Here is a 19,629-nt window from a genome sequence, read left to right as displayed (position 1 = left end):
TTCGTTTTCGATCTAAGGCTGACGTTGCTCGTAAAATCAAGAAAAGCTTAACGGAATGAACATGAAAAAAATTGGTGCCAGCTTGTGCTTCTTAGGCCTTGTCGCCTGCGAAACCCCTGAGGAAATTGCTGCCGGATATGTGGCGAGCAGTTGTTCGGCGTTGCAGCAGGAACAAGCCGTTTTGCAATACCGTCTGGACGAGGCCAATACGGACTTTGCCGTAAGCACGATTGCGGGCATTGTGACGGGTGATGATGATATTTTGCTGGATAGTGATATTGCAGAATATGAAGTGGAAGATCTTGAGGAACGTCTGCGGATCCTGGCTGATGTTCAGCAATCAAAAGGTTGCGTCTGATCATGTCCCTTAAGATTTCTTTTGCTGCCACCCTGCTTACTCTGTTGACCGCGTGTGGTTATCCCCAGACCGAGATTGTGACGCGCGGCGATCAGTTCATTCTGACCGGAATCATCGACGAAGACACTTTGAAAACGGTTCAAGAAGCCCGCCGAGAAAACCCCGGCATATCGACGATTTCGCTGCAGAACGTGCCGGGGTCGGCGAATGACGAAGCCTCGCTGGCGGCGTTAACCCGCTATATTCGCTCAAAGAATATTTCAACAGTTGTGCCATCAGACGGGATTGTGGCCTCGGGCGGGACTGACATGGCCCTGATGGGAAGACGCCACGTGATCCAGCCCGGCGCTTGTGTCGGCGTGCACAGTTGGGCGGCTGGTGTCTTTGGTTTCACCCTGGATACCGGCGCAGAGTTGCCGCGCGACGCGCCCCAGCATCAACTGTACTTGCAGTTCTATGACAGTATCGGCATCAGTCGCGATTTCTATTGGTTCACGCTTGAGGTTGCAGGGCCTGATGACGTGCATTGGATGTCCCCAGAAGAGATCAACCGCTTTGGCCTCAGCGACGTTCCGGTCCCTGCCAGTGGTGAAACTGCCGCTCAGCGAAGTGAGCGGTGCTTTGGCCGGTTAACATTGTGACGAAAACAGCTGGCAACCCTCCTTAGGGTGCCAGCTAAACCTCTCAACCAGATTGAACCGACAAAAGGTTGCGTTCATTGCGGCATGCACAGATGTGCATACCGTATTTTTGTTAGCCGCTGTTTACGCGGCGAGCTGCGCTGCAACCGCTTTGGTCTGCGCCTGTGCATCAGCCACAGAGGCATCAAAACGCGCATCCCCGAATTCCTGGTATTCGATGGCGATAGTTTCCATTTCCCGGGCGTCAGCACCCAAATGGTGCGCACTGGCACGGATAGCTGGATCCAGCCGTTCAAGTGCGCGCGCGTTTCTCCTTCGGCAAATCCGAACTCGCCGCGCGAGGACAGAACGATCAGCTTCTTGCCCCTCAGGATCGGTTCAATTGGCACATCTCCGCGTGAGAGATCAAAGCTGAAAGTTACCCCAATCCGTGCGATCAGGTCGAACCAAGCTTTCAGCGAGGCAGGCATCGAATAATTGTACATTGGAGCGCAAAGGACGATGACATCGGCCTCAATGATTTCAGCGACGAGTTCATCGGACTCGGCCAGTTCAGCGTTCTGCGCATTGCTACGCTTTTCCGGGGCTGTAAAACAGGCATCAATCCAGGCTTCCGAGATGAACTTGGGCGGGTTCACGCCCACGTCGCGATGCGTAACCGCTCCGCCACCCGAGGCGGTCCAGCTATCCTCAAAAATCTGTGCCAACTCGCGCGTCAGCGAACGGCTCTCACGCGCTGGAATGCACGACCAGTAGTTTCTTCGACATATCAATGGTCTCCAGTTATGTCAGGGGGATCGGACGTCGAACCGGTCTGCAGTCAGACCGGTTGCCGCAAACGCGTCAGCAATCGAGGGCAGGATGTCCCATGCTTGTGAGGCAATGGCCCAACCGTCGGAGTTCTTGATCAACAAAAAGGCGCTTATGTCCTCGGTAATATCGCTGCGGTTTTCATGCATTTCGCAACCTGCCATGGCCACGGCTACGTTGCCCGCGATCCAGATATGCATCCCAACGCCTTTTTCTTCGAAGACAGGGATCTTTCCGGTATCGCGCAGATCTTGCATCCGTTCTCCAAATGCTTGCGCTGATTGGGCCTTGGCGGGTCGGGCTGAAGCAAAGAGCTGCGCGCCCTCGACATATGCCGCGTTCAGTGCGTCCAGATCGGGCGGGTTCGCTTCATCCCAACACAGGGCGCGAAACTGGCGTTTGATCAATCGGGCAATCTCGACCCGGTCCGCAGCAATTTGGGTCTGTTCGGTCATGCGAATACTCTGATTTCTAGGGAGAGAAGGAGTTGGGCGATATCAACTGCCGCGTTCAACATTGCATCGTCACAACCCGTGGCGGTGCACAGCATCAGGGATTGACCGGGAAAACGCCCTGCTACAGGCATGGCCAACGAAGGCAGGTCCAGAAACGCGCTGAGCATGGTCAGGCTGAGCGCCTTCGCGTTTTCAAAGGCGAACTGTTCAGCATCGTCTTGCACCGATGCAAGTGTGGGCGGCAATTTCGGTACAGTGGGTATAAGCAGAAACGCGTCGCCCAACAGGTTTGTCACCGCCCGTTGGGCCCCTAGGCGCAGCGCCCTGAGGCGCGCCAGCTTGCCGGGATCTATCGACGGCCCCTGCGCGATCCGCCTGCGCACGTTGGGATCCATATCCGGATGGTTCAGCGGAGCGAACCTTGCCAAAACATCCGGCGCTTCGGCCGCGACCAGGGTACCTTCGCGCTCAAAACTGTTTCGTATCTGCGAGAATACCGGGATGGCAAGGGACGCGACTGAATATCCCGCCGTTTGCAATGCGCGCTGCGCAATGGGCAACAGCGCGGCAATCTCGGGCGCCAACGTGCCAAGGCTGTCTTCGTCGGGGATCACGATGCGCGGTAGGCCGAGATTTTCAACGAGCGGGGTTTGATTGCAAATCTCAGCATCCAACGCACGAATGCCTGCCATATCGCGGGCCAAGGGACCCGGCGTATCAAGCGAAGGTGCCAGTGGCAGAATACCTGCACCACAATAGCGGCCCATTGTCGGGCGGAACCCATAGATACCCTGATACGCCGCTGGTACGCGCGTCGAGCCTGAGGTGTCCGATCCAATCGCCAAATCCGCGATGCCCATCGCAACCGCAGAAGCGCAGCCGCTGGATGACCCCCTCGAACTAAGCTGGCATCCAGCCCATTTGCGGGTGTGCCAAAATGTGGGTTCAGACCCAGCCCGCTAAAGGCGTATTCCGACATATTGGCATGGCCTAGTGGCACGCCACCCGCCGAAGCAATTTGCTGCACCAACGGGGCTGAGCCGGTTGCGGTCTTCGCGTAAAACGTACGGGTTCCAGCAGTGGTGCTTAGGCCTTCGATATCGATATTGCCCTTGATGATCACAACCTGCCCAGCCAGCACCAGATCCGCCGCGGGTGTGGCGTCAATAAGGCGAGCAATCTCCAGTGCACTCTCGGCACCACGTGTCAGAAACACATTGGCCGCAGACGGCTGGTCTGTACGCCCTAAAGCGTGGGCAAGGTTGCTTTGCGCAGTCATCAAAACAGGACGGGTTTGGTATAGTAAGACAGTTCTTCAACACGGACGGCGGCTGGATCTTTTTCGGCTTCAGCCCGGACATGGGCTACAATCTCGGACATAGTCGCAATCCAAACGTCCCCACGCTCGAGAATAGCTTCGAGCCATCGCTCGACCTGACGCCAGCGCGCCAAACGACCGGTCAGGAATGGGTGCCAGATAGCCAGCCAGAAGCCACCATATTCATATTGTGCCTCGAACTCTTCCCAGAACCCTTCAAGACCCTGACTAGGTCAAGCGACCGGCAACATATAGCCAATCTCGTCATAATGCGCGAAAGGCGGCCAGTCATCTGTTCCCCAATGCACCGGAAGTTCCACGAGCGACCCCTTATCCGTCTTCATCAGGTAAGGGATGTCGTCGGCCATCAACGAGCTTTCATATTCAAACCCATGTTCGATCATTAAATCGATGACCGTCTGATTCACATTATAGACCGGGGCGCGGTACCCTTTGGGTGTGTTTCCAATGATCCGCTTGTGGCTGTCGAGAGAACGCTCAAACCATTCGCGTTGCTCGGACGGACCATGCGCAGTAGGGTCTTCGTGAAGATACCCGTGATGTCCAATCTCATGACCATCCTCGAGGATCATTTCCATCGTATCCGGGTATTGCTCGACCACCCACCCCGGGACGAAGAAGGATTGTTTGAGGCCAAATTTCCGGTAGGTCTCTAGAATGCGCGGGATCGCCACGGTGGGGCCGTAGCGGCCCATCGAAATCGGATATAGCCGGTCATGTCCGTCTCTTGGGCGCGAGATATGGATCAGGCTGTCGGCATCAATATCGAAACTGATTGCGCAGGCGCAGCGGGCGCCGTTGGGCCATTTGATCGGGTTTCGGATCATCAAATCTCTCCTTGTTTTACCGCTGGTGCACCATAGCGCTGTGTCGGCGCGCTCCCATTGGGCGTACCAGTCCAGTAAGAACGGGCGCAGCTTGCTCGCCATGGTCAGGGCCATATCATCGGGCGGACTTTGGTCGAGTTCGGCGCGCAGATCGCTCATAAGGCGATCTTCATTCAGGCCTGTCAGGGTCCCTTGATCTATCACCAGTTCCCCATTCACGATGACGTCGCGCACATCCTGCGCGTTGGCGCGACTTACGATCAATTCGATGGGGTCAACGCCTGGAGCACACCAGGGTGACAGCATGCGGTTTAGGTCCAGCACAACCGCATCCGCGCAAAAACCCGGATGTAACTGGCCCAATTCCTGACCCCGGCCCATCAACGCGGCCCCTCCCTGTGTTGCCAACGCGAATACGTCACGCGCCATCAACGTCTTGGCCGAGTGATGTGATGGGGTGTTCAGCGCCAAAGCCAAGCGCATTTCAGCAAACATGTCCTCGGCCCCACCCAGGGTGGTACCATCCATGCCGAGCGCGACGTTCACGCCAGAATCAATCATTTCAGCAATAGGTGCGATGCCCGAACGCAGGCGCAGGTTCGAGCCGGGATTGTGGCTGATCTGAACGCCATTATTGACCAGATCCTCGATATCTTCAGGCCCTGCCAATACCGCATGCGCTAGTGACAGCCGTTCAGTCAGGATGCCTTGATCGGCGAAATGCTGCATCAAACGCTTGCCCCGGACCCGAGGGCTTTCGATTCCTTCGTAAAAGCTCTCCAAGACATGTGTCTGTATGCGTGTATCTAACCGCTCGGCCTCTTTGGCGATTTGCGCAAGAACCGTATCCGGCGTCCATTGTGGACCAGTTGGACCGAACCAAAAGTCGCGCAAGCCGTCACTCTGGCGGATCAACGTATCCATAAGCTCAAAATAGGCCTCAGGCGACAGGCGTTGACGTCGGGCTTCGCTGCGCACCAAGTCGTCACGCAATTCTTTTGGCAGCGTGGCGAGGAAGCCCGCCTCCTCTCCTGCAGCATGGACTATACGGTTTTTCCAACGTGCGCCCGGCGCAATAGCGGCACGCAATCCCGCATCACGGTAGGCTTCTGCCTTTTGCAGCAGTCGCATTTCCCCGACGTCTCGAGACGGCCCCGCAGAGCACATGTCCACAACCACAGTCACGCCCGTTTTCAGCAACCTCAGCGCCGCGTGCGCAGACGAAACATAGGGAGACAACCCCGCAAGGGCAGGCCCGCAGAACATCCAGGGCTCAAGGAAATCGTCTTTTACATTCTGGTTGGCAAGTTCGACGCCATAGCAATGATGGTGTGCGTTGATCAGCCCGGGAAGAATGGCACAGTCGGGCCCGCCATGTTCAGGGATACCTGCGTGACGCTGCCGCATCTCTTGGGCTGGACCGATCTCAAGAACACAACCGTTGCGCAGCACTACCGCGGTATCGGTGCGCACGTCATCAGCTGATACAACAACCCAACGACCCCAGAGAAGCATGGCTGACATCTCTGGCTGCCTTAACTCTCGACCCTAAGTTCCAACCTAGCAGGTGAGGTGCATTTGCCATTCACGGGTGTTACATCCTGCGGGCACGCCGACCTGACCGCAATCACATCCAATTCGGCACGGAACGACATGTAATCGCCGGGTTTGGATACAGGCGGCTCAAAGCTGAGGCTGCCATCCGGTTGTACCGGCACATTCATCCAAAGATTGAATGGTGCCGGGATCGCCGGTGCCCGAAGCCCAATTGCCAACATAGATTGACGCAGATTATCAGCACAGTTTTCGTGAAATTCCGTAAGACCCAACTGCTGATACCGGGCGATGTATCTTCGGTAATCGTCATGAGAGGTCTGCGCAGGTTGGATGTTACCCCATCACCCACCTTAGGAAAGATCGACAGCAGCGACGTTTGCAGGTGCTCCATCGAGCTGTATTCTTCGATGTCATCGGCGTTGAATATCCAAAAAATCGCAGACCTGATAGCCCACAGCATTGGTCACGGTCAGCACTTGGCCCTTCTTGACACGCAACGCACGACCACAACGCGCCGGGATCTGATAGGTTTCTCCCAACTCGGGCGTTCCGCCGTTGGGCAGACCCAGGTCCATACTTTGGTTGATGCCGTCGGGCTGGCCGGGATCAAATGCTGGGGCCGTCATCGCGCAATCCTCGTTCGTCAATGTGATACGCACCAAAACACGCTATTTGGGCGGACACGGAAACTGAGGAATTCTCAGGTCAGAATGAAGGAAATTCGCAGTGTTCGCCCTTGAAGCCTCAGGGCACCGCGCACTACCGAAGGCTAGGTGCTGCTGAAATTTACTCATCCCCAGCATAACATATCGTCGAGTGACAGGCTTGTTGATCGCTACAATACTGGCCCAAGTTGCAGCTCAGTGGCTGCCTCCATTTATGGGAATGCCGATGACAGACCTGCCCAAAGACCTTTTGTCGACCCTGCCGGATGTCACCGGTGATCAGACCTTGTCCAACACCTATTTGGGCAATGTTGTCGAACTTGCGATTGTCACCGACGACTACGTAAAAACCATGGAAGGGCTTTGCCGTCTGGGGATCGGGCCATGGGCGATCTTTACTTTCTCGCCCGAAAACGTGACCGACCAGACCTATAAGTGAAAGCCATGCGAGTTTGCGCTGAAAGTGTGTTTTGCCAAATCCGGCAACATGATCTGGGAACTGATGGAACCGCTTTGGGGGCCATCGATCTTTAGGGATTTTCTGGACAAGAATGGTACGGCCTTCCACCACGTCGCCTATGATTGCAACGACGCCCCATGGGAAGAACGTCTGGCCGAACTGGAACGGCGCGGCTTTCGGGTTGTGCAATCGGGCAAGTGGAAAGGCAAGAATGCCTTCGCATTCTTCGAAACTGAAGAGGCCGCTGAAACCACTTTCGAAACCTATCATTTCTCTGAAGACTGGGACTATCCGGAACCAGAAAGCTGGTTTCCCGCACCGCCGCCCGGGGGCGTGAACTGGTAGGTCGAAACCAACTTTGGTGTGCTTCGGGAGGAGCGCGGAGAATTCAGTAATTTCAGAATCTATGTGTTTTATCTTGTTCAGTGCTGAAGTGCGTCAGAGCATGAGAGTCGGCGATTAAGACGGAGTTGCATAAGCGGACAAAGCCGACAAACGACGGAAGCTGGATGTGAAGGCCATTATTCGATAATCTCCCCAGCGAGCCGGGGAGTTCAGCATGCAACTAAGATCACTCCGTTTTGCAGCAGCCTGCGCGTTTTTAGTCTTGGGTACGGCAGTATCTGCCGAAATGATTCATCTTATGGCGCGCAAAGGAGACGTTGCTAAAGTACAGACGGAAATTGACAAAGGAATTCCCGTTGATCTGCCAAGCACCACTGGCGCCCGCATCAAGGGCTCGTCACCATTGGTGGTCGCTGCACGCTTCGGTCGGACAAACGTAGTGTTAGCTCTCTTGGAACATGGCGCTGATCCCAGTTACACAGTTCCTGACGCGGAAACGGAATTCAATTACTCCTACCCACTTCACGTGGCCTCCAGTAACGGCCATGCAGACATCGTTCGTATCTTGCTTGATGCTGGTGTTGATGCGTCATTCGTTGACCCTTGGATCGGTACGGCCTTGCACTTAGCCCGCGTTCGGGGGCACACGGAAATTGAGGACATGCTAATCGCATCAGGTGTCCCCGATGGAAGGTCCTTTCCAAGCGTTTCACACTTGCTTGTATCGGCCGATATTGAACGTGGTCGCCTTCTGACAGGCGCTTGTCGCCAGTGCCACCACATGGAAGCACAGCCTACGCAAGATCAAAAGGACGGTCCCCCTCTCTGGGACGTTTTGGGCAGGGAAGTAGGCTCATCTGAGGACTTTGAGTACACTCCGACTCTGGCCAACCGGGGCGGACATTGGGATTTTGACACGTTGAATTCATTTATCGCGAGCCCCAGAGTTTCGATTCCCGGTAACAGAATGGACATTGACGGAATTGCTGACGAGCAGGACAGAGTAGACATCATTGCCTACATCAGAACCCTTAGCGATAGTCCAATTCCACTACCTTGATTTTGAGTTGACTGGTTTGGGCACTTTTCGGACATGCTCTGGGAAATGGGTTCAATCGCATACCAAATGAAACCACGCCCAAGAGTACCTCAAATTGTTGGGCGTGCACTTTAGCGCTGGCCCAACTGAAAATCAGGCCTGCCTTATCTGCGTTTTTGAAACAGGCCCGCGACTCCGTTTGGCAGGAAAATTACGGTCAGTACAACGGCCACACCCAATAGCAGCAGACGGTAATCGTCGAAACTGCGTAGCAACTCATTGCCGATCACGACGATGAACACACCCAGCACCGCTCCGGGGAAGCGGCCGATGCCTCCGATTGCCAGCATGACCATCGCCATCAGGAAGAACTCGGTCCCCAGGACCTTGGGCGTTACGACGGATGTGTAATGGGCATAGAGACCCCCTGCCACGGCGGTGAAAACAGCCGACACAACAAAGGCCAACATTTTGTATTTGTATTCATTCACCCCGATGGCCAGAGCAAACGTATCGGCATCGCGCATTGCAATGAATGCCAGCCCCACGCGACCACGCAATGCCACGAAATAGATCAGGTAGACGCAGACTGCCCCGAAGGCCAAGGCCACCCAGTACCAAGTCAGCTTATCAATAGAGGACACCTGATATCCAAACAGGTTCAGCCATGGGATACCCAGCAGGCCGGTGTTGCCCCCCATCCCGATGGCCTTACCTTGTTGGATCAAAGGCGGCAGCGCCAAATGTACCGCAAATGTAAAAAGTGCCACGTATTCGCCCTTTAGGCGCAGGCTGGGTACTGCCACGATCAAACCGATCAGAGCCCCGACCCCACCTGCGGCGGCGATGGCCAGCAACGGAGTTAGCCCTGCATATATGGACAACATTGCCGAGCCATAAGCGCCAAAAGCAAAGAAAACCAACTGCGCATAGTTGAAGATACCAGCATAACCCAGGATCAGATCCCAGCTGGCGATCACGATGCACCAGATGAACACCAAGATCAGGATGTGGTGGATATAGCTGTCTCCGATCAACCCGCCCAGCAAGGCCAACCCGGCCACAATAGCCCAATAGACCATCGAGTCGCGCTTTAGTCCGGTGCCGGTAAACACCGACGGAATTTTGGTAAGCGCCGTGTTTGATTTTGCGGACATCTCAGTTCTCCCACACGCCGAACAGACCTTTGGGGCGAACCATCAACACGACGATCAGCATCAAGAGCCAGGCTGGCATGGCCCAACTTGGGCCGACATAGAAAATGACAAAGGCTTCGAGCACAGCGAGGATAAAGGCGGCAACAAACGCCCCCTTGGTGCTGCCTAGACCACCCAGCACGACGATTACAAAGGCCTTCAGGAACGGTGCCCATCCGCCCAAGGGCGAGACTAGGAAAACCGGGGCCAGCAGGATACCGGCCACGCCGGTCAACACCACGGACAGGGCAAAAGTGGTGGAAAACACCTGATTGACATTGATGCCAACCTGATTGGCCCCTTGCATGTCCTGACTGACGGCGCGCACGGCTTGACCGTACCGGGTTGCGGACAGGAACAGCTCTAACGCGCCGACCAATGCGAGCGAGATCACGAAGATCGACAATTTGTACCAGGTGATGGTGATGCCGCCGATGCTCAGCGATCCTTCGATGAAGGGCGGGATGGTGCGCGTGCCGGGGCCAAAAACCAGTTGCAGGCCGTTTTCAATTATGAAGGCCAGGCCCAGCGTCACCATTATGGTATTGATCTTCCAATTGTCCGAGCCGCGCAAAGGCCGGATGATGGCCCGTTCAATGGCCACACCGGTCAAAGCCAGCATCGGTAGGATCAGGAGAAAGGCCAGCCACAACGAAAGGCCGGGTCCACCGGCAACCAGATACCAGGCTAAAAAACCACCGAGTGAATAGAGAGAACCATGAGCAAAGTTCAGAATGCGCGAAGCGCCATAAACCAGCGAAAGACCCACCGCGACTACACAATAGACGGCCCCTTGAGTGATGCCGCTGATCAGGATTTCAAGTATCTGCGTCATAGCACTTCCTGCATGTTTTCGGCATTGGTTTCGCGCACGATGCCCTCTTCGATCGAATAGACCCGATCGATCATGCCCTTAAGCAAAGCGAGGCTTTGCTCCACGATCAGCACGGTCAAACCGTCCTGATTGAGCTGCGACACCGTGTTCAACATCATTTCCGTCAGGTTCGGGGCTAAACCCAGCGAAGGTTCATCAATCGCCAGCAGCGTTGGGTTCGACATCAGCCCCCGGCCCAAAGCGACCATTTGCGCCTCGCCCCCCGACAACGAACGGCACAGCTGTTTGCGGCGCTCGGCCAGACGGGGATAGAGCGTGAACACACGATCCAGATTGTGTTTCTCATGCGCGCGCGCGCCGGCCAGATAGGCACCGAGTTGCAGGTTCTCCAGAACGGTCATGTCTGGGAACAGGCGTCGATCCTCGGCCACGTAGACCAGCCCCTGCCCAACCAAAAGCGGGGCCTTACGACCTGCAACGTCGCTATCTTCGAACCGGATCATGCCCGATTTGATAGGGGTCAGACCGCAAATCGCCTTGAGAAGCGTGCTTTTGCCATGTCCGTTGGCCCCCACAACGGCGACCATTTCACCCTTGCCTACGCGCAATGAGGCGTCGTGTAGCACGTGGAAATCGCCGTAAAAGGCATTGATACCAATGACGTCAAGCATCGTGTTTCTTTCCAAGATAGATCTCGACTACGTGGTCGTCGTTCAACACCACCTGCGGAGTATCGAGCATGACGAACTCGCCGAAGTTGATGATCAGCACACGGTCGGCAATTTCGGCCAGCGCACGGGTCTTGTGTTCGACCATGACGATGGTGATGCCCAGCTCTTCGCGCACATGACGGATGACTTGCAGAAACTCGATAATTTCTTCTGCGTTCAACCCGCCCAAAGGCTCGTCCATAAAGATGATCTCGGGGCCCGTGGCCAGTGCCGCGCCCAGCATGATCCGTTTGCGCGTCAGAAGGTCTGCCTGTGCCGCAGGCAGGTTTAAGTGATCTTCCAGCTGGGTCAGGTACAAGATTTCGTCAATCGCGATGCCCGTCTCATCGCCGCGTGCCTCGCGACCAAATATGTGCCCAGCTAAAAGGTTCTCTCCGACCGAGACCGAGGCCAGCAGCGTAGGGATCTGAAAGGTCTGAGCAATGCCCAGCCCACAGCGCTGGTGCCGTTTGAACCGAGTAATGTCCTGCCCATTAAAAAGCACTTGCCCGGCGCTCGCCCTCAGCCCGCCAGTGCAGACATTCATCAGCGTCGATTTACCAGCTCCATTGGGCCCGGCCACACCCAGAATCTCGCCCCGTTCGATCTGAAATGACATGTCGGTAAGTGCTCGGAAGGGCCCGAACTGCATCGTGACATTTTCCAACGACATTTGCGTCATGGAGCGATTTCCTGTACTGATCCGAATTTTGAAAGAAAGTACCGCGCCCCGGCACTATGCGAAGCGCGGTCAGTTGAGGAATATCAGTTGATCCAAGCAGGCTGAGCGATCTCGCCAACCTTCTGATCACCTACAACCAGACGCACGCGTTCGCCGTTTTGCACCTGAAACAGTTGTGCTGGCTGAGTGTTCGAACCGTTGTTGATGAAGTTACGTTCGTTGAAGGCAAAAGTGCCAACCAGGCCTTGATACTTCATCGAGCGGATCGCATCTGCGACGGCGTTGTAATCCGATGCGTCACCAACCTGTTCGACCGCCGCGGCCCACATATAGACCATGTCGTATACGGCGGCGGCAAGGCTGACAGAAGGTTCAAACCCATAAGCTGCTTCCCACCGCTCGACAAAAGCATTGCCAGCATCGTTGTCCTGATGTGCGTTCAGAGTGAATGACAACAAACCCTCTGCCTGGCCTTGCGCAATCACGTCATCCAGGCCGGTGGTAGCCCCGATATAACCTACATTCAGCAGCGCATCGCCCGCAGGGTTTTCCTTGTATTGCGACAGGAACGTCGTCGCGACCGCTGGTTCCAGCGCCTCGAGATGGATCAGCGAAGGCTGCGCTTCGCGGATTTGACTTTGGATTCCAGTCCATTCCACCGTGTCATAGGGCACCTCCTGCACATAGACGACCTCCCAACCTGCGGCCTCGGCAGCGTCCGCCATTGATATTGCATTGTTGATGTCCCATTCGAAATCACCATGCACAATCGCCAGACGCTTGGTGTCGAAGTCATGCCCGGTGACCATCATCATGTCGAACTGGGCTTTGCCATAGTTCAGATCGATATCGGACGCGTTGAAGATCGCGTTGCAGCGCATCCGCTCGGCCAGATCAATCACTCCGGCGACCGCGTCGTTGTGGATGTAAGGGATACCGTAAGGGCAGAAGGCCGGAATATCCGGCCCCATACCGCCGTAACCGTTAATCAGCGCGCTAACGCCTTCGCGTTCGATCAGGTTTGCAGCCGCTGCAGCCAGTTTGTCGGGTGTCAGGTCACCGATATCGAATGTCACAACTTCGATCGAGCTGCCCAACAAGCCGCCTTCGGCGTTAATCTCATTGACGGCGAGGTTGATCGCCTGCTCCATCGTCTCACCGTCAGCCGCGAAATATCCGGTCAGCGGGATCGGCGCGCCCAGGGAAATGGTGTCGGCCAAGGTTATGGTCGCGCTTATCCCAAGGGCAATCGCACCAAGGGTCGATTGTAGAAAAGTCTTTGCCATTTTGTCCCTCCCAATTGGAACTGGTTGCGGCGGCAGGAGGAGTGGAAGCAAGTATTGTTCAAGCTTTCCACGGCACCTCCGCCGAATGAACGTTCAGCCACATCGTGCGACTGGACAGTCACCTCTCAGCGCACTGGAATCAGTCAGGTTGAGTGGCGTTGGCGTTTTTCATAGGCGCAACAATGTGGGTTCCGCGCCTGAATTCTCTTCAGCCAAGACCTGAGGTTTCATCGGGTGACATTAGTAAGGTCAAATTGTCACTTTCCCGGCAGAACACTTATCGACCGGAGAAAAACATGACCGAACAAGAGCGCAACAAGGCGACCGTGGCAGATATCTACAACACCTGCTGGAACAAAGGCGACATGAACCGAATTGATGAAATCTTCAATGAAGATGTCAGCCATGCTCAGTTTCTGGAAGGTTGGCCTAGTGGTCGCGATGGGTTCAAAACGCTAGTGAATTTCTGGCGCGACGCGTTTCCGGATATCCACGAAGACGCAATTGATCTGGTCGCCGACGGAAACACCGTAATGTCGCGCTTTCGCCTGCGTGGTACGCATGAGGGCGATTTTTACGGCGTGCCTGGCACCGGCCGTAAGATCGACATCTATGGCGCGGAATGGTTCAAGTTCGACGAAAACGGCAAGGTCACCGATTATTTGTATCACGAAGACACGTTGGGCCTGTTCTTCCAGATTGGCGTTATGCCGCTTCCGCACCTGGCCATCGCGGGTGTCGACGGCACTGAAAAGTGAACCCGTCATACTTCTGAAAAAGTCGGTCAGGTGCTGCGTACCTGACCTTTGATTGTGTGCGTCTATCCACTCTGGGCCCTGCTTGGCCCTCTGCTATAGGAGAGCTGATATGGCTTTGATCTCCGGCCTCGATTTCACCGGCCAGACGATAATGGTAACCGGCGCAAGCCGTGGCATAGGCTATGGAGTTGCGCGCGCCTTTTCTCAACATGGTGCTGATGTGCATATCCTTTCTCAAGGAGATGAGATCCATCGGGTCGCACATGATCTGGCACAAGAAACCGGTCATAGCGTGACCGGATGGACCTGCGACATCACCAACAGTGCCCGGGTAAAAAGGGTGTTTGCACAAATCCCCAGCTTGGATGTCTTCGTCGCCAATGCGGGGCTAGAGGACGTCACTCCGATCAGCGACCAGAGCGATGAGGCCGAGACCCGCTTTCGTCGCGTCATCGATATCAACGTCAGCGGGACTTACCTTACCACCCGCGCTGCAGTGCCGTTGATGGGTCCCGGCGGTCGGATTATCATCACCGCTTCGATCTGGGGCACGACGGCAGAACCAGATCTTAGCGCGTATATATCTTCAAAACACGCGAATATCGGCTTTATGCGTGTTATTGCAAAAGAGCTGGGCCCCCGCGGTATCCGCGTCAATGCGGTTTGCCCCGGCTGGGTTCTGACTGGGCCAGCCCTGAACACGCTGCGCGAAATGGCCCAGGATCGGGGTGTTTCAGAAGAGAAGATTGAGGATGAAATCAGCGCCGGCCAATCTCTGCCTGGCTTCCAGAAAGCCGATGACGTTGCCCTGAGTTATCTTTATCTGGCCTCACCCTTGGCTGCAAACATCACCGGACAGAAATTGAATGCTGATCGCGGGGCTGTTCAGGGGTGATGAACCAAATTGACGCCCAACAGCGGAACTGAGCGTCGATGAAATACAACAGCCGGGCGACGATATCGGGCGACCGGCGTGACGTTTGCACTTAGGGGCCTACCGCAAGCCCGTTGAGTAAACTTTTGGATCGGCCGGCGGCCCGTGTTTGAAGTGGTCTTGCGACAGCGATTAGCTTTCGCTATCGCTGCTCACTCACAAACTCAGCAAGCAGTTGGTTGAATGCTTCGGCCCTTTCGATGTTGACCAGATGGCCTGTCGCTGGAAAGCGACGCCACCTGGCGTCAGGTAACTCTTCCTCGAGAAACGCATTCGTCTCTGCTACGAGGTAGTAGTCATCGTCGCCTGTCACCAACAAAACGGGCTTTTCGAACGCTGCAAGCTGTGTCTGAGCGTCAAATAGCGATCGTCTGTTCCAGTGTACCGTAGATAGAACATGGACGGCACCTTCGGATGACTGGCTGCGCAAGTTGTCGCTGTAGATCGCCCAACCCTCGGAATCGTTCAAGCAAAAGCTCTGATAGGCCGGGTCATCCCCCAGCACCGCCACCGCACCATCTCCGCCATGTTCCTCTCGTAGCTGCGCCTCATGCCCAATCCATGTTTGGCGATAGGTCTCACGCTCCTCCGCGTTACGCGGGCCTGAGCTGTTGCCCACGAGCGTAACGGTGATAACCCGGTCCGAGTGGTTGAGCGCAAAGTCCAGGCTGGTGAAGCTGCCCATGGAGGTGCCCACAAGATGCGCCGCTTCCAGATTCAGGTGATCCAGCAGCGCCAGAAGATCGCCGGTTGACTGTTGCTGACCATATTGGCTGCGTTCAGCGGGGATCGACGATGGCAGAAATCCTCGCGCACTGTAGGTGATGCAGCGATAGCTGTGGGACAGAACCGAGACCTGACGATGCCAGCTGCGGTAATCGCCGCCAAACTCGTGGACAAAGACAATCGGAGCACCCGCACCACTGTCTTCATAGTACAAAGTGACGTCGTCAACAGTCCGAAACTGGGGCATGCGCTAGTTCCTGTATGTGTCGAATAGGTGGAGTCAACGGGACAGTGCGGCGATAGCGTTGGCATCATACCCAAGCTCGGCCAAAACCTCGCCAGTGTGCTGACCCAGATCGGGTGCGGGGGTTTCCCGCAAGGCGCGGTCGGCAAGCGGGTTTCGGGCAAAGCGCATGTCCCGTCCGTTTGCGTTCACTGTTGAAAAGGCTGCATATTCTTCTGCAAGGGGGCTGTCAGCGATGGTCTGCACATTCTCTACCATCGAACAGGGGATGCCGTTGTCGATCAGGATCTGCAACCAATGGGCAGCGGGATGCTGTTTCAGGTGCGCGCCCAGAACCTCATCCAATGCATCACGGTTTGCAAGCCGTGCTTCGTCACCCTGAAAGCGGGGATCATCCAGCAGTGCGACATAGTCGATCGCCTCGCAAAACCTTGGCCAGTCTTTATCGCCGCCTAAACCAATGACAATATCGCGATCGGCTGTTGGATAGGGTTCGAACGGCGTCATGGATGGATGGCGCGAACCAATCGGACCGGCGACGATTCCGGCATTCAGATAACGGGCAAACGCGTTTTCAAGGCAGACCCATTGGCACGCCAGCATTGAGACGTCGAGATGCCCGGTCTCGGCCGCGCCTTGAGCGTCACGTTCGTAAAGCCTCTGTAGAATTCCGATGGTGGTGAATAGCGCGGCCGAGATATCACCAACCGAAAAGCCCACACGGGTCGGGTCTCCGTCCAGCTCACCGTTGATGCTCATCATGCCGCTCATCGCCTGAACCACGATATCGTAGGCTGGGCGATGTGATAGGCTGCCGGTTTGGCCAAATCCACTGATCGAAGCCGATATCAGGCGCGAGTTGATCTGTTTCAAATCAGCATCGCTGCAGCCCAGCCGGTCACGTACCCCGGGTCGCATATTCTCGACAAAAACATCGGCGGTCGTCAGCAGCTTGTGCAGCGCCGCCTTGCCACCTTTGGTCTTGAGGTCCAGCACCACAGATCGTTTGTTACGGTTGAGCGAGGCGAAGTAGAGGCTGATGTCGTCCTCGAATGGCGGGGTGCTGCGGGCCAGGTCACCGGCAGGGTTCTCAACTTTGATTACATCCGCGCCCATGCTGGCCAGCAGCCAAGTACAAAATGGCCCAGAGAGTACCGAGGTCATGTCAACAACGCGGATACCTTTCATGGCCTCGCCCTCCCGAGCATGGATTTAAGTGTTTTCAGATGCGTACCGTCGGCTGCCGAGGCTGTTGAGCAGACTTCGTGACAGGATTCCCCCAGCGCCTCGCGCGCGGTCACACGGTCGACAAGGCCCCATGCGTCAGCCTGGGTCGCGCTGACAGTGGAATCGCCCAGCAGAATTGCGGAGGCCCGACCCAGCCCGACCAGCGCTTTCAATCGATCCACATCATATTGCCCCGGCAGCACTGTGTTTCTGAGCACCGGATAAGCGAACCGTGCTTCAGGGACGCAAATTCGAATGTCACAACCCAGGGCCAGCGTCAGACCACCCCCCATGCAGGGACCGTTGATCGCAGCGATGGTCAGCACCGGGATCGCGTGCAGCGCTTCAGCCATCTCATGCCAAGGATCCGGCCCGCCCTGTTCATCTGAAAGCTCATTCAGATCTGCGCCCGCACAAAACACGCGGTCTCCTGCGCCAGTCAGGATGACAGAGCGCAGCGCATCGTCGCTGGCCGCTGCCCGAAAGATGTCGCGTAAATTGATCAGCATCGCTCCTGTCAGGGCATTCGCCTTTGAAGGTCGGTTGAGAGTCACCTTCAGACAAGCACCCTGTTGCTGGCAGAGGATCAGAGCGTCACTCATGCCCGATACTCCGGCACGGTGCGGTCCAGCATACGGATCAAGGCGGGCCATTGCACGTCGCCATGGGGGCCGTTTTTCGGCGAACCCCAGTCATGCAGCGCCGCCATCGCATCCTCAAGTATTTCGATCGGCTTATCCGTCGCTGCCAGAATATCAACCTGAATCTTGCAGGCCATCTCGAGGTAGTAGTGATAAATGAACGCCTCTGCAGCCGTACGTCCAACCACCAACAGCCCGTGATTTTGCAGTAGCATAGCAAAGTTGTCGCCCAGATCCTGCGCCAGCAATGCGCCCTCATCCTCTACGACGGTCGAATCCTGATACGGGTGGCTGGATAATGTGCCCAAGACGAAACCGGCATGCTGCGACAGTGGCATCAAACCCTCGGGCATGGCTGATACGGCAACTCCGGCTCGGGTGTGGCTGTGGATAACGTAGTTCACATCTGGTCGCGCCTCCAAAACACCGGAATGGATGATATGTCCGGCCAAATTGACGATCCGACCAGAGCGCGGCGCGTCATCTACCGCATGCCCGTCAAAAGACATGCGCGTCAGGTTCGACGCTGTGATCTCGTCAAACATCAAATCGTGCGAATTCAGTAAGTAGTGACCGGGATCATTGGGCAGCCGAGCCGAGATATGGGTTGAGGTCAGATCGGTCCATCCATAGTGATGCGCAAGACGATAGAGGGCGGCCAGGTCCTGGCGAATTGCGTCGCTCATAACAGCTCTCCCAACGCGTCGCGATAGAGGTTGTGGAAATGGCGCAATCCCACCTCGCTCATCGCGCCACAGCCATCGCCGATAACGTAGGGCCCCGGTTCGAACGCGCGACTTTGCATGCCCTTCTGGATCTTGGATACGACCACTTCGTCTTCGGCACCGGTGGTGGCCTTGTGCTTGTTCATCAACGTGATCACATCTTCATCCGCGATGTCGCCACTGGAAAACCAGCGATAGCGATAGATTGTCCTGTTCCAGGCTACTGGCAAAAATTGCCGGATCGTAAAGTACCCGCCGGGATAGCAGCACATCGAAACGTTAGGGAAAATCCAGTACGCCCCGTAATCATCCGCACGCGGGCTGGCTGTCAGATCGTAGTCATACTGCTTTTCATTCTTGGTCTGCGCCTTGCCATCATGCCAGATGGTCTTGCCTTTGGGTATGGTCGTGTACCCTTCCATTTCAAGTACACCATGCGTCAGCGAGCTCGCGTGAACGGTAGGGCAATGATAGCATTCATTGTAGTTCTCGACCGAGAGCTTCCAATTGCTGTCATGGGCAATCTCGGTCTCACAGACGAACTTGAGCTGCGAGGGGTCGGGGTGAAAGCTAAGCAGGTTCTGCCTGTACTCTTCCAGCTCTGGTCCCATGGGTGCTGCGTCCTCGTCCAGATTAACGAAGATGAAACCGCAAAACTCCTCAACCTGGATCTTGCGCAGATTGATCTGGTCACAGCTAAGCCCATCGCTGGCCACTGATCCCGGCGCGCGGCGCAGCTTGCCGTTCACCTCATAGGTCCAAGCGTGATAGGGGCAAACCAGAACCCGTTTACCCTTGCCAGAACTTTCGACCAGCGGATGACCGCGGTGACGGCAGATGTTATAGTAGGCGTTAACCGCGCCGTCCTGTGCTCGGATGACAAAGACATCCTCATCGACGATGGTGAAAGTCTTGAAATCACCCGGCTCAGCTATCTCGGAGACGTGGCAGACACATTGCCATGTTCGAAAAAAGATCTTCTCCTTGTCGATCTCAAACCATTCTGGCTGCGTATAATATTGGGCCTGTAAGGGGGTATCTCGTGGCATTTGGGGTTCGCTCCTGACAAGCACACTCATGTCCCGCTGTTTGGCGGGCACAATGTCGAGCATCAGATTGCCTTGCTCTATCTGCAATTCAAAGATTAATAATTTCTGCACCTAGAGTAA

General features: G+C 55.8%; 20 protein-coding genes and 4 pseudogenes. 7 read left to right on the top strand and 17 right to left on the bottom strand.

All coding sequences use genetic code 11. The annotated features are described in order from the left end of the window. Positions 1–61 precede the first annotated feature (61 nt). Both ACR0B3_RS21715 and ACR0B3_RS21710 read left to right on the top strand, forming a co-directional pair. Positions 62–358 carry a hypothetical protein gene (locus tag ACR0B3_RS21715; protein WP_480810879.1) on the top strand — a complete coding sequence of 99 codons (297 nt, stop codon included), beginning with the start codon at positions 62–64 and terminating at the stop codon, positions 356–358. Positions 359–360: 2 nt separating this feature from the next. Further along, positions 361–999 carry an alpha/beta hydrolase gene (locus ACR0B3_RS21710; protein WP_480810878.1) on the top strand — a complete coding sequence of 213 codons (639 nt, stop codon included), beginning with the start codon at positions 361–363 and terminating at the stop codon, positions 997–999. Between the two features lie 74 nt (positions 1,000–1,073). Here the strand turns inward: ACR0B3_RS21710 and ACR0B3_RS21705 are convergent, their stop codons facing one another. From ACR0B3_RS21705 to ACR0B3_RS21675, 7 genes and pseudogenes are all read right to left on the bottom strand, one after another. Beyond that, a complete protein-coding gene (locus ACR0B3_RS21705) occupies positions 1,074–1,706 on the bottom strand; it encodes an FMN-dependent NADH-azoreductase (protein WP_480810877.1) in 633 nt (210 codons plus the stop codon). 81 nt (positions 1,707–1,787) lie between these two features. Next, the gene (locus tag ACR0B3_RS21700; protein WP_480810876.1) at positions 1,788–2,264 is read right to left on the bottom strand and encodes a hypothetical protein; all 477 of its coding nucleotides are present in this window, start codon (positions 2,262–2,264) and stop codon (positions 1,788–1,790) included. After that, positions 2,261–3,543: pseudogene (locus ACR0B3_RS21695) on the bottom strand (amidase family protein). The gene ACR0B3_RS21700 and the pseudogene ACR0B3_RS21695 overlap by 4 nt, the downstream one beginning before the upstream one ends. Continuing rightward, positions 3,543–4,430, bottom strand: a pseudogene (locus ACR0B3_RS21690) (polysaccharide deacetylase family protein). Before ACR0B3_RS21690 ends, ACR0B3_RS21695 begins: the two co-directional pseudogenes overlap by 1 nt. A gap of 213 nt (positions 4,431–4,643) precedes the next feature. Then, positions 4,644–5,837: pseudogene (locus ACR0B3_RS21685) on the bottom strand (amidohydrolase family protein); the annotation flags it as partial. A gap of 128 nt (positions 5,838–5,965) precedes the next feature. Next, positions 5,966–6,378 (bottom strand): annotated as a pseudogene (locus ACR0B3_RS21680) (DUF1989 domain-containing protein). A gap of 19 nt (positions 6,379–6,397) precedes the next feature. After that, entirely contained in the window at positions 6,398–6,613 is a 216-nt protein-coding gene (locus tag ACR0B3_RS21675) for a hypothetical protein (protein ID WP_480810875.1), read from the bottom strand. Positions 6,614–6,878: 265 nt separating this feature from the next. Here ACR0B3_RS21675 and ACR0B3_RS21670 point away from each other — a divergent pair, with 265 nt between their 5' ends. The 3 genes from ACR0B3_RS21670 (at position 6,879) to ACR0B3_RS21660 (ending at position 8,517) form a co-directional block, all read left to right on the top strand. Then, positions 6,879–7,091, top strand: a complete 213-nt coding sequence (locus tag ACR0B3_RS21670) for a hypothetical protein (RefSeq protein ID WP_480810874.1) — start codon at positions 6,879–6,881, stop codon at positions 7,089–7,091. Positions 7,092–7,115: 24 nt separating this feature from the next. After that, on the top strand, positions 7,116–7,457 hold the full coding sequence (locus ACR0B3_RS21665; protein ID WP_480810873.1) for a VOC family protein: 342 nt from the start codon (positions 7,116–7,118) through the stop codon (positions 7,455–7,457). 214 nt (positions 7,458–7,671) lie between these two features. Further along, a complete protein-coding gene (locus ACR0B3_RS21660) occupies positions 7,672–8,517 on the top strand; it encodes an ankyrin repeat domain-containing protein (RefSeq protein ID WP_480810872.1) in 846 nt (281 codons plus the stop codon). 143 nt (positions 8,518–8,660) lie between these two features. On the opposite strand, the gene ACR0B3_RS21655 is transcribed toward ACR0B3_RS21660, so the two are convergent. From ACR0B3_RS21655 to ACR0B3_RS21635, 5 genes are all read right to left on the bottom strand, one after another. Next, a complete protein-coding gene (locus tag ACR0B3_RS21655; protein ID WP_480810871.1) occupies positions 8,661–9,653 on the bottom strand; it encodes a branched-chain amino acid ABC transporter permease in 993 nt (330 codons plus the stop codon). Between the two features lies 1 nt (position 9,654). Continuing rightward, positions 9,655–10,527, bottom strand: coding sequence for a branched-chain amino acid ABC transporter permease (locus tag ACR0B3_RS21650; RefSeq protein WP_480810870.1), 873 nt, complete (start codon positions 10,525–10,527; stop codon positions 9,655–9,657). After that, a complete protein-coding gene (locus ACR0B3_RS21645; protein ID WP_480810869.1) occupies positions 10,524–11,198 on the bottom strand; it encodes an ABC transporter ATP-binding protein in 675 nt (224 codons plus the stop codon). Before ACR0B3_RS21645 ends, ACR0B3_RS21650 begins: the two co-directional genes overlap by 4 nt. Continuing rightward, complete coding sequence (locus ACR0B3_RS21640) at positions 11,191–11,919, bottom strand: ABC transporter ATP-binding protein (RefSeq protein ID WP_480810868.1); 729 nt, start codon at positions 11,917–11,919, stop codon at positions 11,191–11,193. The genes ACR0B3_RS21645 and ACR0B3_RS21640 overlap by 8 nt, the downstream gene beginning before the upstream one ends. Positions 11,920–12,002: 83 nt before the next feature. Further along, on the bottom strand, positions 12,003–13,205 hold the full coding sequence (locus ACR0B3_RS21635; RefSeq protein WP_480810867.1) for an ABC transporter substrate-binding protein: 1,203 nt from the start codon (positions 13,203–13,205) through the stop codon (positions 12,003–12,005). Positions 13,206–13,501: 296 nt separating this feature from the next. Between ACR0B3_RS21635 and ACR0B3_RS21630 the strand changes: the two genes are divergently transcribed. Both ACR0B3_RS21630 and ACR0B3_RS21625 read left to right on the top strand, forming a co-directional pair. After that, on the top strand, positions 13,502–13,963 hold the full coding sequence (locus ACR0B3_RS21630; RefSeq protein ID WP_170687114.1) for an ester cyclase: 462 nt from the start codon (positions 13,502–13,504) through the stop codon (positions 13,961–13,963). A 109-nt stretch (positions 13,964–14,072) separates the two neighbouring features. Then, a complete protein-coding gene (locus ACR0B3_RS21625; protein WP_480810866.1) occupies positions 14,073–14,858 on the top strand; it encodes an SDR family NAD(P)-dependent oxidoreductase in 786 nt (261 codons plus the stop codon). Between the two features lie 181 nt (positions 14,859–15,039). Here ACR0B3_RS21625 and ACR0B3_RS21620 read toward each other — a convergent pair whose 3' ends face one another. Genes ACR0B3_RS21620 through ACR0B3_RS21600 form a run of 5 tightly spaced genes read right to left on the bottom strand, consistent with a single transcriptional unit; the run spans position 15,040 to position 19,509 of the window. Further along, the gene (locus ACR0B3_RS21620; protein WP_480810865.1) at positions 15,040–15,870 is read right to left on the bottom strand and encodes an alpha/beta fold hydrolase; all 831 of its coding nucleotides are present in this window, start codon (positions 15,868–15,870) and stop codon (positions 15,040–15,042) included. A 33-nt stretch (positions 15,871–15,903) separates the two neighbouring features. Beyond that, positions 15,904–17,055, bottom strand: coding sequence for a CaiB/BaiF CoA transferase family protein (locus ACR0B3_RS21615; RefSeq protein ID WP_480810864.1), 1,152 nt, complete (start codon positions 17,053–17,055; stop codon positions 15,904–15,906). Continuing rightward, complete coding sequence (locus ACR0B3_RS21610; RefSeq protein ID WP_480810863.1) at positions 17,052–17,696, bottom strand: enoyl-CoA hydratase/isomerase family protein; 645 nt, start codon at positions 17,694–17,696, stop codon at positions 17,052–17,054. Before ACR0B3_RS21610 ends, ACR0B3_RS21615 begins: the two co-directional genes overlap by 4 nt. Continuing rightward, complete coding sequence (locus ACR0B3_RS21605; protein WP_480810862.1) at positions 17,693–18,421, bottom strand: class II aldolase/adducin family protein; 729 nt, start codon at positions 18,419–18,421, stop codon at positions 17,693–17,695. The genes ACR0B3_RS21610 and ACR0B3_RS21605 overlap by 4 nt, the downstream gene beginning before the upstream one ends. Continuing rightward, positions 18,418–19,509: an aromatic ring-hydroxylating oxygenase subunit alpha gene (locus tag ACR0B3_RS21600; RefSeq protein WP_480810861.1), complete on the bottom strand. Its 1,092-nt coding sequence runs from the start codon at positions 19,507–19,509 to the stop codon at positions 18,418–18,420. Before ACR0B3_RS21600 ends, ACR0B3_RS21605 begins: the two co-directional genes overlap by 4 nt. Between the last annotated feature and the right edge of the window lie 120 nt (positions 19,510–19,629).

The sequence above is a fragment of the Ruegeria sp. CE9 genome (genome assembly GCF_056537425.1).
This window is presented reverse-complemented; position numbering and strand designations above follow the sequence as displayed.